This window comes from Tepidamorphus gemmatus, assembly GCF_004346195.1.
Classification (GTDB): domain Bacteria; phylum Pseudomonadota; class Alphaproteobacteria; order Rhizobiales; family Tepidamorphaceae; genus Tepidamorphus; species Tepidamorphus gemmatus.
In genome coordinates this window covers 32,147-45,204 of the sequence record NZ_SMAK01000001.1, presented here as the reverse complement: position 1 = coordinate 45,204, position 13,058 = coordinate 32,147, and the positions used below count along the sequence as shown (strand labels likewise).

Sequence of the window (13,058 nt, the reverse complement as noted above, 5' to 3'; positions counted from 1 at the left end):
CGATTGGCAGGGTCGGTCGAAGCCATCCGCGGCGCCTTGCCCGCCCGTCGCCGGCGATGTCAGGGGTTGTCGGGAATGTCAGCGACTGCGCCGCATCGGCAGACCCGTCCAACGGGTCGCCTCGCCCGCGAGCGGGGCGGCGGCCGCGAACCCGACGCCGATGTTCTCCGACACGTCCGCGGTCAGCGCGGCGCCGAGCGCGTCCGGATGGATGAATTCGTCGCGGAACCAGGGATGCGCCTTGGGATCGAAGATCTTCCTGATCCAGTCGGTGACAAGACCGACACGCTTCAACCGCTGCGCGGAAGGATGATAGGTCATCCAGATGTCCATCGAATGATGGACGCCGATATCGACCGGCACGACCGGCGCGCCGAGCAGGGGCGCATAGCTTGGCAGCGCGCCGATCCCGGCGCCTTTCTCGACCGCATAGAGCAGCGCCGCGCTGGAATTGGTCCTCAGCGAGACGATTCCTTCGACGTCCTCGACTCCCAGCAGCCGCGCCCAGGCGCCGCTGTCGAGCTGCGGCGCCGCCTGGTCTACGAGCCGGTGTCGCGCCATCTCCTCCACCGACCTCGGCAGACCGTATATTTCCGAGTAGCTCGGCGCTGCAAACGGATAGACATGCAGTCGCCCGAGCTTGCTGACGATGAGCTCGGGGGCGGTTGGCCGCACGAACTGGATCGCGATGTCGGCCTCCATGCGCAGCACGTCGGCACTCTCCATCGCACAGCGCAGGTCTATGATCAGGAACGGAAACTGCCTCTGGAACTGTACCAGGCGCGGCATCACCCAATAGGTTCCGAGACCCTCGGTGATCGAAACGCGCACCACGCCGAGGGTCGTCGCATCCTGCGGCTCGACCCGCCGGAAGACGTCGTAGATCGCCAGCTCCATGCGCTTGGCATGATCGACGATAGCGCGCGCCTCCTCGGTCAGCACCACCCCGTCGGGAATCCGCCGGAACAGCAGGATGCCAAGGCTGTGCTCGAGCCGGTCGATGCGGCGTACCACTGTCGACGAACTTACCTTGAGTATCGTTGCAGCCTTGCGGAAGCTGCGTGTCTCGGCACAGATCAGGAAAATGCGCACGTCGTCCCAGGAGACGTTTCGCAACGCGGCGTCCCGCAGCAGGTGCTCCATTTTTGCATCATCCCTCTGCGACATTTTCTGCTTCCGCGTACTCACGCGTATACTACCATAATTACAATAGCTTCCGCTGGAGTAAACGATGCTTCGCCCCGTGAGGCTGCCGATCGGGCCCGAACATCACGACGGTGCAAATATGCAGCGGCGTGAGTTCGATCACCTGGTGCGCATCAGCCGGCCCGGGCTGGTGGTCGCGCCGGTGGGACACGACGAGATCCCGGCCCTGCTCGACTTCGCGACCAGTCAGATCCCGGTGCTGGCCTCGGCCGTGGAAGCGGTGGCACGCGTGATCACGCGCAACAGCGAGAGCGCCTGGGTGTTCCGTTCGGAAGGGCGGACCCGCGGGGTCTACGCGATGCTGCATCTGAGTGCGGAGGGCCTCGAGGCCCTGCTGCTCGGCGAGTTCAACACCGGCTATCCCGATCCAAGCCTCACGGTGCGCACCGGCGAGGCGCCAGCGGCGATCTACAAGTGGGCCGTGGTGGCGCCCGGCATGGCCTCTGCGGGCATCTGCGCGATCAGCCGCTTCCTCCAGGCGGACCGCTATGCCACCGCCAACCTCTACGCCCCTCCGACGACCGTACCGGGCGCCCGGTTGATGGCCAATCTCGGCTTCCGGCCGGTCCATTCGGGCTTTCCGGACCTGCATCGCTACGTTCGCATCGCCAACCGGGGTAGCGGGCTGGTGGACACCGAATAACAGGGAGACTTCGGATGAAACCGCCCATCTATGCAAGCTATGGCCAATCGGACGCCGACCCCGAGGCCCCGCGCAAACCCTACGGCATCAAGGTCGCCCGGACGCTGGACGACATGATGAAGGTGGTGGCGATCCGCGCGGCAGTGTTCATGAGCGAGCAGACCTGCCCCTACCTGGAGGAGTTCGACGGCAACGACTTCAGCGCCACGCATCTGATCGGCTACATGGGAGACGAACCGGCCGCCTGCCTGCGCGCCCGCTTCTTCGCCTCCTTCGCCAAGCTCGAGCGCCTGGCGGTGCGCCACGAGTTCCGCAATTCGCGCCTGTCCTTCGACATCGTCTGGGCGGGCATCGAACTCGCCCGCAAGAAGGGCTACACGCAGATCTACGGCCATGCACAGGACCGGCTGGTGAAGTTCTGGAGCCGGTTCGGCGCCAGGCCGATGGGCGACAACCGCAAGCTCGTCTTCTCCGACTACTCCTATACGGAGATGCTGCTCGAGGTCGAACCGCACCCTGATCCGCTGACCCTCGACAGCGACCCGTACGAGCTGATCCGTCCCGAGGGCGAATGGCACAAGCCGGGCGTACTCGAGCGCTCGGTCGCCCGTCCCGTCACCTCGCCGATGCACGGCAGAGAAGCAGCCTGACCGAGGAGGGCCCGATGAGCGTCATTCGCTTTCCCCGCGTCTCCGACGATTTCGGGACCCCGCTGTTCCTGTTCGTCGACCTGCAGCGGGAATATGTCGTCGACGGTCGGGCCCATGCACTGCGGCATCGCCAGCCCTGGACGGGCAATTGCATGCGGCTGCTCGAATTCGCCCGCAAGCGCGGATTCCCGATCGCTCACTTCCGTCTGCTCAAGCGCGAGCCGTTCTTCAACCGGGCGACGCCGTTCGCCGAATGGATCGAGGAATTCCGGCCGTGGCCGCACGAGATGGTGTTCGAGCGGTCTCAGCCCTCCTGCTATGCGAACGAATCCTTCGCCGCCTTGCTGGAGTCGCTGTCGAGGCCGGATTTCGTGCTGGCCGGACTGACCTGCGAGACCAACTGCCTCGCCACCTTGTTCGACGCTCATCACCGCGGACACCGTGCCCTGCTGGTGGCAGATGCCAGCGCCAGCCGCGGACTCGGCGAGCAGTCTGAGGGACAGGTGCACGACGTGGCGACAGCGATCGCCGGATTGCTTTGCGAGGTGGCGACGACCGCTGAGATCGTTGCCCGGTTCGCCGGACGCAAGCCGAGCCTGGCTGTATAGGGTGCCGCCAGGCCCAACTGCGCCCGGCTTCGGAGAGGGGCCCGCAGGAGCCAGCGGGCTCCGGCGGACCTCGTCCGGAGCCGGGGGCTTTTTGGGGCGGCCCGATGCGGCCCGGCCCGACTTGCGTCCGGCGGCGGTGCAAGGCGCCCGCGTCGCGCAGCGCGTGCCTGAACAACCATGGGCGCGGCGGCAGTGCCGCGCTCAGAGGCCGCGATCGCGCTTCCAGGCCTCGAAGGCCGTGCGGGTCTCGGGCCGGGTCGGCGGGTAGAGCCCGATGATCGACTGGCCGGCATCGACGCGGCTGGCGACGAAATCCTCGAACAGCGTCATCTGCTCGGCCTCGACCGCGATCTCGTCGGCGATCGCCGCCGGAATGATCACCACCCCCTCGTCGTCGCCGACCACGACATCGCCGGGGAAGACCGCCACCCCGCCGCAGCCGATCGGCCCGTCGATCTCGATTGCCTGATGCTGGATCAGGTTGGTCGGTGCCGACGGGCGATTGTGATAGGCGGGAATGTCGAGCCGCGCGATCGTCGGGCTGTCCCGGAAGCCGCCGTCGGTCACCACGCCGGCAACGCCGCGGACCATGAGGCGTCGCACCAGGATGTCGCCCGCCGACGCCGCGCGCGGATCGCGGCGGCTGTCCATCACGAGCACGTGGCCCGCCGGACAGGTCTCGACGGCCCGGCGCTGCGGATGATTCGGATCCTCGAACACGGCAAGCGTGTTGAGGTCCTCCCGCGCCGGAATATAGCGCAGCGTGAAGGCCGGCCCGACCATGTTGCGCCCCTTTGGCGCCACGGGGCGTACATCCTGCAGGAAGACGTTGCGCAGGCCGCGCTTGAACAGCGCCGTGGTCAGCGTGGCACAGGAGACGCCTGCGAGGCGGGCGCGGGTCTCAGGCTTGAGCGTCATGTCGGGGTCCCGTTCAGGATCGGATCAGGATCTCAGTCAGTAGATGTCGGGCTCGGGGATGTCCGCCCCGGGCCGGGTCTCGAGAAAATCGAAATCGCACCCTTCGTTGGCCTGCGACACGTGCCGGGCGAACATCTGGCCGTAGCCGCGCGGATAGTAGGGTTCAGGAGGCGTCCACGCAGCGCGGCGGCGGGCCAGTTCCTCCTCCGTGACCAGCATGTCGATCGATCTCGCCGGCACATCGACCCGCACGATGTCGCCGGTCCTGAGCAGACAGAGCGGGCCGCCGATGAATGCTTCTGGCGCCACATGCAGGATGCAGGCGCCGTAGGACGTCCCGCTCATCCGGGCATCCGAGATGCGGATCATGTCGCGGATATTGCGCCGCAGCAGCCGTGTCGGGATCGGTAGCATGCCCCATTCCGGCATCCCCGGCCCTCCCTGCGGGCCGGCATTGCGCAGCACCAGCACGTCCGTCGGCTCAACGTCGAGGTCCGGGTCCTCCACCGCCGCCTTCATCTCGGGATAGCTGTCGAACACCAGCGCACGGCCCTCGTTGCGCAACAGCCCCGGATCGCAGGCGCATGGCTTGATGACACAGCCGTCGGGCGCGAGATTGCCCTTGAGCACCGCCAGCGCCCCTTCGGGATAGACGGGATCGTCGAGACTGCGAATGACGTCGTCATTGTAGACCTCGGCGCCGGCGATCGTCTCCCCGATCGGCCGCCCCGACACCGTCAGCGGGGTGGGGTCGAGCCTGTCGCCGAGCCGGTTCATCAGCGCCCTCAGGCCGCCGGCATAGTAGAAGTCTTCCATCAGGTAGCGGCTGCCGCTCGGGCGGATGTTTGCGATGACCGGCGTCGTGCGGCCGATGCCGTCGAGGTCGTCGAGCGTCAAGGCGACACCTGCCCGTCGCGCCATCGCAATCAGGTGGATGACGGCATTGGTCGAGCAGCCGGTCGCCATCGCAACGGTCGCCGCATTGCGGACCGACGCCGCGGTGACGATCCGCGCCGGCCGCAGGTCCTCCCAGACCATCTCGACGATGCGCCGACCGCAGGCGCTGGCGAGCCGCGTGTGGGCCGAATCGGCTGCGGGAATCGAACTGGCGCCCGGCAACGTCAATCCAATCGCCTCGGCGATGGCGGTCATCGTGCTCGCGGTGCCCATGGTCATGCAGTGGCCGTAGGACCGGGCGATGCCGCCCTCCAGCCCTGCCCAGTCCTCCGCGCCGAGATTGCCGGCGCGACGCTCGTCCCAGTACTTCCAGGCATCCGATCCCGAGCCGAGAGACTGTCCGCGGAAGTTGCCGCGCAACATCGGCCCGGCGGGAAAGAAGATCATCGGCAGGCCGGCGCTGATTGCGCCCATGATCAGCGCCGGCGTGGTCTTGTCGCAGCCGCCCATCAGCACCACGCCGTCGATCGGGTGGCATCGCAGCAGCTCCTCGGTCTCCATCGCCAGCATGTTGCGGTAGAGCATGGTGGTCGGCTTCACCAGGCTCTCCGACAGTGACAGCGCCGGCAATTCCATCGGCAGGCCGCCGGCCTGCAGAACACCCCGCTTGATGTCGGCGGCGCGCTCGCGGAAGTGCATGTGGCAAGGTTGCGCTTCCGACCAGGTGTTGATGATGGCGATCACCGGACGGCCCGCCCAGTCCTCGGGGCCAAGCCCCATCTGCATCAGCCGCGACCGATGGCCGAACGATCTGAGATCGTCGGGGGCGAACCATCGAGCGCTGCGCAGTTCGCCTGGCGTCTTTCTCGTCATGACCTGGCCTTCCTCCCGTCGATGCCCGCCTGCCCGACGCTCATGCCGACCTGCCGCCGTTCAGCCGCCAGCGGGCCGGTGCACACCCCGACCAGGGCGTTCCGCTCAGCCTGGCGACGGCGAGCGCCCCCTCCGGCGCTGGCCCACCCTTCGAGGTGAGCAGGGCAAGCGCCGCATCCGGGCCACCGAAGGCAATCTTGGTCGGTGCCGCGAACGGCGTGGCAACGGTATCGAGATGCGCGCCGTCGGGCGTGAACACGTAAACGACGCCGCCGCCGACGGCGGCGATCCAGTAGTTGCCGTCCCGGTCGAGCGAGGCGCCGTCCGGACGCCCGGCCATGGCGTGCATCGCGACGAACGGCACAGGCGGGCCGGGTCGCCCGGTCGCATCGAGATCGCAGGTCCAAACCGTCTGCACGGAGGGATGGGAGTCCGACACATAGAGCCGTCGGCGGCTGGCATCGACGGCGAGACCGTTGGGCGTGATGAACCCGTCCAGCACCGGCGCGGCGACGGCATCGGCCGCGATCCGGTACACGGTGCCGACCGGAGCAGCATCGGCGATCGCCATGGTACCGGCCCACAGAACCCCTTCGGCATCGACCGTGGCGTCGTTGAACCGCAGACCGGCAGTGCCCTGCGGCACCACCCGCTCGAAACCGCCGGTATCCGGGTCGAACAGGAAGATGCCGCTCTCCATGCCCACAGCGGGAGATCCGGCTTCGGTCAGAACCACGAAACCCGGAGTCTCCGGTGTCGTCCATCTGTCGGTCTCCCCGCCCGGACAGCGGCTGCGCAACAGCGCGTGTCCGTCGATGTCGACCCACCAGACGCCCGTCCCGCGGTCGCACCAGACGGGGCTCTCGCCGAGCGCGGCGCGCACGGACGACACGACCTCGAAGTGCAGATTGCCCGTCATGCCGACCGCATCCCCCCTGTCCACCCGTCTGTTGCGCGCGGTTCGACCGGCGCGCCGGCCGGGCCGCTGCACCCGCTGCCGCCAGATTCCGCATTGACAGACTACAGCTAGCCTACGTAGTATCTCAATACAACTAAAATATCAGTTAGTGGGCTGCGGCCGCACATTCCGGGGAGAAGACGCATGACCATCAGTTTGAAGACCCTCTTCGCATGCACCGCCATCGCGGCCGCCATCGGCCTCGCCGCGCCTGCGTCCGCTGCCACGACGCTGCGCATCGGCACGGTGCTTGCGCCCACCGACCCGATGGGACAGGGCCTCGAGAAGTTCAAGACGGATGTCGAGAAGGCCACGAACGGCGAGGTGATCATCGAGGTCTTCCACAACTCGCAGCTCGGCGACACGACCGAAATGCTCGATCAGGCGCGTGCCGGCGCCAATGTCGGCACCGTCACCGACGTGGCACGCCTGTCGAGCTTCGTTCCCTCGCTTGCCATCATGTCGGCACCGTTCCTGTTCGACACGTATGACGACGCCGACAAGTTCGCCCTCTCAGAGGAATACATCGCCTGGGGCAACGAGCTGGCCGAAAAGGCCAACCTGGTCATGCTTGCCTCCAACTGGTACCAGGGCCCGCGCCACACGCTGACCAAGAAGCCGGTCGCCTCGCCGGAGGATCTGAAGGGGCTCAGGATGCGCACCATTGGTGCTCCGGTGTGGATCGAGACGATCCGGGCGATGGGCGCTGAGCCGACACCGATGCCGTGGGGCGAGGTCTATTCCGCCTTGCAGCTCGGAACACTGGACGCCGCCGAGGCCCAGCCGACCGCCATCTGGGGCGCCAAGCTGTACGAAGTCGTCAGCAATGTCACCAAGACCGGACACATCCAGCTCGTCACCGCGCTGGTGGTCGGCAAGGATGCCTGGGACCAGATCTCGCCCGACAACCAGAAGATCATCCGCGATCTCGCCGTCGAGAACGGTCGCTATGCCTCTGCCCTTACCATTGAACTTGGCGAGAAGGCACTTGGGGACATCGCCGCGTCCGGCGTCACGGTCGCCGACGTCGATCTTGCGCCATTCAAGGCGGCCGCTGCCGGCGTCTATGAGACGCTCGATCTCACCAGGGAGGCGGAGATCGTCAGGACGGTGCTCGGCCGATAGGATATCCGGGAACGGAGGCGACAACGGGCGGACCCGGGCGGTCGGATGTATCAGCGCGTCGAATTTGCCTGCGCCGCCCTTCTGCTCGCGGCAATCGTGCTCCTGGTCGGCGTTGCCGCGATAACCCGGGCCTATGGCGCGCCGATCATCTGGTCGGTGGAGATTGCCCAGCTGATGTTCGTCTGGCTGGTGATGCTCGCCGCAGACCTTGCACTCCAGCAGGACCGCCACTTCGGCCTGTCGATGGTGCTCGACCGGCTATCACCCGCCGCCGCACGCATCCTGGCGATCGCCAATCTGCTGGTGATGATCGGCCTGCTCGGCTTCCTGCTGTTCCATTCGCTCCGCAACACGGCCCTGATGCATCGCAGCCTTGTGGGCGCGACCCAGATGCCCGCCTCCTACATCCACGCTGCGATGCCATTCGGGCTGGTCCTGATGCTGCGGACCCTGCTGGTGCAGCTCTATGCGGCCATTCGCGGGCGGAGCACGACATGATGCTGCTTCTGATCGGCGGCCTGTTCGTCGCCTTCCTGGTCATCGGCCTGCCGGTCGCCTTCGCGCTGGCGCTTGCGGCCATTCCGGTCTTCACGATGACCGGTACCATGCCGCCCACGGTGGTGCTGCAGAAGATGGTCACCGCGACGCAGAATTTCCCGCTGCTCGCGGTGCCGTTCTTCATCCTGGCCGGCAACCTGATGAATGCGACCGGCATCACCGAGCGGCTGATCCGCTTCTCGCGCCTGCTGACCGGCTGGATGGCGGGCGGTCTCGCCCAGGTGTCGATCATGCTGAGCTTCATGATGGGCGGCATCTCCGGCTCGGCGGTCGCCGACGCGGCGATGGAATCCCGCGTACTCGGACCCGGCATGCTCGAACAGGGCTATTCGAAGGGCCATACTGCGGCGATTCTCGCCTTCGGCTCGATCATCACCGCGACCATCCCCCCGAGCATCGGGCTCATTCTGTTCGGCTTCATCAACGAGGTGTCTATCGGCCGGTTGTTCCTGGCCGGCATCCTCCCGGGCATCGCGCTGACTGGCGTGCTGATGCTGACCACCTGGATCGTCGCAAGACGCCATGGCTACGCGCCGGATCTCGACCGGATTCCCTCGGGCCGGGAGCTTGCACGCAGCTTCCTCGACAGCGTCTGGTCGCTGCTCTTTCCGGTGATCCTCATCGTCGGCTTCCGCTTCGGCTTCTTCACTGCCACCGAAGCCGGCGTATTCCTCGTCGCCTATGCGCTGTTCATCGGTACCGTGGTCTACCGGGAACTGGACTGGGCCCGGACCTACGAGGCGTTCCGCGGATCCGTCAGCGACCTCGGGATGGTAATGCTGCTGATCATGATGGCCGCCGTGCTCGGCTATGCCGTCACCCTCGAGCGCGGCCCGCAGCAGATCACCGAGCTGGTAACGACGCTGACCTCCGATCCGGTGTTCATCCTCGTCCTGGTGATCATCCTTCTGATCATCAGCGGCATGTTCCTGGAGGGCGCCGCCAACATCCTGCTGGTTACCCCGATCGTCATGCCGGTGCTGGTCGGCGCCGGCTATGATCCGATCCACATGGGCATCCTGATCGTCACCCTCATCAACTTCGGCGGCGTGACCCCGCCGGTCGGCGTGATCATGTTCACCGTCTGCGGCGCGCTCGGCTGCAAGGTTGGCACCTTCTCTCGGGCATCTCTGCCCTTCTTCATGGCGATGATCCTGTTCTTCGTGATTCTCGCGGCATTTCCTGAGCTGGCGCTGTATCTTCCGCGCAGCTTGATGTAATCGCCATGATCACCAGCCGACCCCGCCGCCGGCCCGCCGAACGGGATCAGATGAACGAGACCACCCACCGGCCCGGAGCCCTGCCCTTCACGAACGAAACGGTCCGGACCTCGCACGTGCCGGCCTCTGCCCGCGTCTACGAGGAGATCCGGCGCCGTATCGTGGCCATCGAGCTTCCGCCCGACACCACGCTGTCGCGCGGTGATCTCGCCGATGCCTTCGGCGTCAGCCAGTCGCCGGTTCGCGAGGCGATTCTGCGGCTGGAGCAGGACGGGTTGGTGGTGTCCTTCCCCCAGTCGCGCACGGTCGTCACCCGGATCGGCATCGCCCGCATCCGCGAGGAGCACTTCCTGCGCACCGCGGTCGAACGCGACGTCGCCCGGCGGCTCGCCGAGATCGGCGATCCGGCGACGATCCTCAAGGTCAAGGGGCTGGTGAAGATGCAGGAGGCGCTCGCCGACGACGTCGAGCAGGTCGCCCTGTTCAAGCAGCTTGACGAGGCCTTCCACGAGGCGCTGTTCGAGGGCGTCGGACAGTCCAATCTGCACCGGCACATCACCGCTCGCTGCGGCAATCTCGCCCGGCTGCGGTCGCTCGATCTGCCGCGCCGCGAGAAGCTTGCGTCCGTGCTCGCCGGCCATCGCGCCGTGGTCGCTGCGATCGAGGCCGGCGACCCGGACGCCGCCGCGAGCGCCATGCGCCACCACCTGTCCGGTTCGATCGAGCGGCTGCCACAGATCGTCGAGGCCAATCCGGACCTGTTCGCCTAGGATGCTTCCCGGAGACGAGCAGCGCGATGGCAGAGCCGGCACGCCTGCGATGCCCGCCCCATCGCGGATCGGCCTTGCGCCGTCCGGAATGATGCCGGATGTCCCGTCGCGGACGACGGGCGGCGTCGGCGGCGACAGGGTTTCTGCGTGAACCGCCTTCAGCCGTTCATCGCCTTGATCTTCTGCCAGCGGGCGGGGCTGCTCATCATGCTGCGCAGATAGGCCATGTTGGCCTGGACGTCCTCGGGTGGCAGATCCTGGCGCGCGATCCGTTCTGCCTCCTCGAACTTGCCCTGCAGGCCCAACACCAGAGCGAGATTCTGTCGCACCCGGGCATCCGCGCCGGGCGCCGCAGCGGCCCGGCGCAGCGTCGCCTCGGCGTCTCCGATGCGGTTCGACAGGGCATAGGACAGACCGAGATTGCTGAGGATCGCAGGATCGTCCGGCGCCAGCGCGAGGGCGCGGGCATAGAGCTGGCGCGCCTCCTCGTTCTTGCCGAGCTGGTCGAGGGCAGCCCCCTGCGCCGACAGCACCTTGGCATCCTGCGCCCCGGCAGCCTGCGCCTTCTGCAGCACGACATTGGCCTCGCCGGCATTGCCCAGCTTCAGCGAGGTGCGCCCATAGGCGGCGAGCACCTTGGCGTTGGACGGATTGGCATCGGCCGCGGACTTGAGTACCGCGAGCGCATCGGCGTCGCGCCCGAGCGCCTTCAGGCTGTCGCTTAAGGCAAGTGCCGCTTCGGGGTCCTTCGGATTGCGTTCGTACCGCTTCTGCAGCTCGGCGGCCCGCTTCAGCTCGGGCGACGGCTCCGCCGTAGCAAGCGCCGTCCTGCCGATCGAGCCGGTGTGCTCGCCAGTCGTCTTGCAGCCGGCAACTGCCAGCGCCGCGGCCAGCACCGCGACCGAGGTGAACATCGAACGATACGCGCGCACCGACATCTACACCCTTGTCCGCTACCTGCCCGGGCATCACCCGACCTGTCGTGCCGTCAATACTCCGGTAACCCTAACAGTCGGTTAAGTCACCGCGCCGGCGGCTTGCGGGCGCCAGACCCGGCTGTCGTCGTGGGGTCGGTTGCCCTGAGCCCGTCAGTGTCCCGCAAGCCCGATGATCTTCCCTAACCCCCTGTTTCGTCGCAATTCCTGACCGAGAACCGGTTTCCACCTCTCGCGGATTTGCTCTAGGGTCCGGGCCGAAGACGATTCCCGATCCGGAGCCGCCGATGACCGACCGCCTGCTGCCCCCGACCGAGGCCGATCGCGCCGTGCCGATCCGCTTTGTCGATGCCGGTGCCATCGACGCCTGTCTCGCGGAGCTGACCGAGACCCAGCGGGCCTTCGCGAGGGCAAGCGGCTTCGAGCCGAAGGCTGGCCGCGTGGCGCTCCTGCCGGATACCGACGGCGGCCTCGGCCTCGTCCTCTTCGGCCTCGGCAAGCCGGGCGACATCGAGCGCACGCCGCTGCTGCCTGGCAAGCTCGTCGACCAGCTGCCGGCCGGCACCTACCGGTTCGCCAACGCGCCCGACGATGCCGCCCTCGCCGCGCTGGCGGTGCTGCTCGGTGCCTATCGCTTCGATACCTATCGCAAGGCAACCGCCGGGCGGGTTTCGCTCGTGGCTCCGGACGGTGTCGATGCGGCCGAGATCGAGCGGATCGCGGCCGGAGTCCACCTTGCCCGCGACCTGATCAACACACCGGCCAACGACATGGGACCGGCCGAACTCGAGGCCGCCGCACGTGCGCTCGCCGTCCGCCATGGTGCGACGATCGAGGTGACGACCGGCGACGCCCTGCTCGAGGCGCGGCTGCCGATGATCCATGCGGTCGGCCGTGCCAGCGACAGGGCGCCGCGGCTCATCGACCTGACCTGGGGCGCGGCCACCGCGCCGAAGCTGACGCTCGTCGGCAAGGGAGTCTGCTTCGACACCGGCGGGCTCGACATCAAGCCGTCGGCGGCGATGCTGTTGATGAAGAAGGACATGGGCGGCGCCGCCTGCGTGCTCGGCCTTGCCGCGATGATCATGTCGGCGGGCCTCGAGGTCCGTCTGCGCGTACTGATCCCTGCGGTGGAGAACGCGATCGGTGCCAATGCCTTCCGGCCGGGCGACGTGCTGCGCGGTCGCAACGGCACGACCGTCGAGATCGGCAATACCGACGCGGAGGGCCGTCTCGTGCTCGCCGACGCGCTGAGCCTCGCCTGCGAGGAGTCGCCCGAGCTTGTCATCGACATCGCCACCCTTACCGGCGCCGCGCGGGTCGCGCTCGGCCCCGATCTGCCGGCGCTGTTCAGTCCGGACGATCGGCTCGCCGCGGCCATTGCGCGCGCCGGCGACTCTGTCGCCGACCCGGTTTGGCGGCTGCCGCTGTGGCGCCCCTATGGGTCTATGATCGATTCGAAGGTGGCGGACATCAATAACGCCGGCGCCTCACCCTTCGCCGGCGCGATCACGGCGGCGATTTTCCTGTGCCGTTTCGTCGGAGACGGCACAGCGTGGGCGCATCTCGACGCCTATTGCTGGAACCAGTCCAGCCGCCCCGCCCGGCCCGAGGGCGGCGAGGCGCAGACGATCCGTGCGCTGTACGCGATGATCCGCGACCGCTTCGGCGCTTGAGGCGGCCGCGGCCCCGCGGGC

The 13,058-nt window shown here is 67.4% G+C and carries 13 protein-coding genes; 8 read left to right on the top strand and 5 right to left on the bottom strand.

Going from position 1 to position 13,058, the window contains the following annotated elements; genetic code table 11:
• Positions 1-78 precede the first annotated feature (78 nt).
• Positions 79-1,143 carry a LysR family transcriptional regulator gene (locus EDC22_RS00215; RefSeq protein ID WP_132804599.1) on the bottom strand — a complete coding sequence of 355 codons (1,065 nt, stop codon included), beginning with the start codon at positions 1,141-1,143 and terminating at the stop codon, positions 79-81.
• A gap of 142 nt (positions 1,144-1,285) precedes the next feature.
• On the opposite strand from EDC22_RS00215, the gene EDC22_RS00210 reads away from it, so the two are divergent.
• The 3 genes from EDC22_RS00210 to EDC22_RS00200 are packed head-to-tail and all read left to right on the top strand — an operon-like array spanning position 1,286 to position 3,107.
• Complete coding sequence (locus EDC22_RS00210) at positions 1,286-1,849, top strand: hypothetical protein (RefSeq protein ID WP_132804598.1); 564 nt, start codon at positions 1,286-1,288, stop codon at positions 1,847-1,849.
• A 14-nt stretch (positions 1,850-1,863) separates the two neighbouring features.
• On the top strand, positions 1,864-2,499 hold the full coding sequence (locus tag EDC22_RS00205; protein WP_245499556.1) for a GNAT family N-acetyltransferase: 636 nt from the start codon (positions 1,864-1,866) through the stop codon (positions 2,497-2,499).
• A gap of 14 nt (positions 2,500-2,513) precedes the next feature.
• Positions 2,514-3,107 carry a cysteine hydrolase family protein gene (locus tag EDC22_RS00200; RefSeq protein ID WP_165926733.1) on the top strand — a complete coding sequence of 198 codons (594 nt, stop codon included), beginning with the start codon at positions 2,514-2,516 and terminating at the stop codon, positions 3,105-3,107.
• A gap of 201 nt (positions 3,108-3,308) precedes the next feature.
• Here the strand turns inward: EDC22_RS00200 and EDC22_RS00195 are convergent, their stop codons facing one another.
• From EDC22_RS00195 to EDC22_RS00185, 3 genes are read right to left on the bottom strand one after another with little or no spacing between them, the layout of a single operon-like run.
• Positions 3,309-4,025 carry a ribonuclease activity regulator RraA gene (locus EDC22_RS00195; RefSeq protein ID WP_132804596.1) on the bottom strand — a complete coding sequence of 239 codons (717 nt, stop codon included), beginning with the start codon at positions 4,023-4,025 and terminating at the stop codon, positions 3,309-3,311.
• Positions 4,026-4,061: 36 nt separating this feature from the next.
• A complete protein-coding gene (araD, locus tag EDC22_RS00190) occupies positions 4,062-5,795 on the bottom strand; it encodes an L-arabinonate dehydratase (RefSeq protein WP_132804595.1) in 1,734 nt (577 codons plus the stop codon).
• A gap of 40 nt (positions 5,796-5,835) precedes the next feature.
• On the bottom strand, positions 5,836-6,714 hold the full coding sequence (locus EDC22_RS00185; protein ID WP_132804594.1) for an SMP-30/gluconolactonase/LRE family protein: 879 nt from the start codon (positions 6,712-6,714) through the stop codon (positions 5,836-5,838).
• Between the two features lie 183 nt (positions 6,715-6,897).
• Here EDC22_RS00185 and EDC22_RS00180 point away from each other — a divergent pair, with 183 nt between their 5' ends.
• Genes EDC22_RS00180 through EDC22_RS00165 form a run of 4 tightly spaced genes read left to right on the top strand, consistent with a single transcriptional unit; the run spans position 6,898 to position 10,426 of the window.
• On the top strand, positions 6,898-7,878 hold the full coding sequence (locus EDC22_RS00180) for a C4-dicarboxylate TRAP transporter substrate-binding protein (protein ID WP_132804593.1): 981 nt from the start codon (positions 6,898-6,900) through the stop codon (positions 7,876-7,878).
• A gap of 45 nt (positions 7,879-7,923) precedes the next feature.
• Positions 7,924-8,376 carry a TRAP transporter small permease gene (locus EDC22_RS00175; RefSeq protein ID WP_132804592.1) on the top strand — a complete coding sequence of 151 codons (453 nt, stop codon included), beginning with the start codon at positions 7,924-7,926 and terminating at the stop codon, positions 8,374-8,376.
• On the top strand, positions 8,373-9,656 hold the full coding sequence (locus EDC22_RS00170) for a TRAP transporter large permease (protein ID WP_245499555.1): 1,284 nt from the start codon (positions 8,373-8,375) through the stop codon (positions 9,654-9,656). The genes EDC22_RS00175 and EDC22_RS00170 overlap by 4 nt, the downstream gene beginning before the upstream one ends.
• Before the next feature lie 50 nt (positions 9,657-9,706).
• Complete coding sequence (locus EDC22_RS00165) at positions 9,707-10,426, top strand: GntR family transcriptional regulator (RefSeq protein ID WP_132804591.1); 720 nt, start codon at positions 9,707-9,709, stop codon at positions 10,424-10,426.
• A gap of 158 nt (positions 10,427-10,584) precedes the next feature.
• On the opposite strand, the gene EDC22_RS00160 is transcribed toward EDC22_RS00165, so the two are convergent.
• The gene (locus tag EDC22_RS00160) at positions 10,585-11,364 is read right to left on the bottom strand and encodes a tetratricopeptide repeat protein (protein WP_132804590.1); all 780 of its coding nucleotides are present in this window, start codon (positions 11,362-11,364) and stop codon (positions 10,585-10,587) included.
• 284 nt (positions 11,365-11,648) lie between these two features.
• Between EDC22_RS00160 and EDC22_RS00155 the strand changes: the two genes are divergently transcribed.
• Entirely contained in the window at positions 11,649-13,037 is a 1,389-nt protein-coding gene (locus EDC22_RS00155) for a leucyl aminopeptidase family protein (protein ID WP_132804589.1), read from the top strand.
• Positions 13,038-13,058 lie beyond the last annotated feature (21 nt).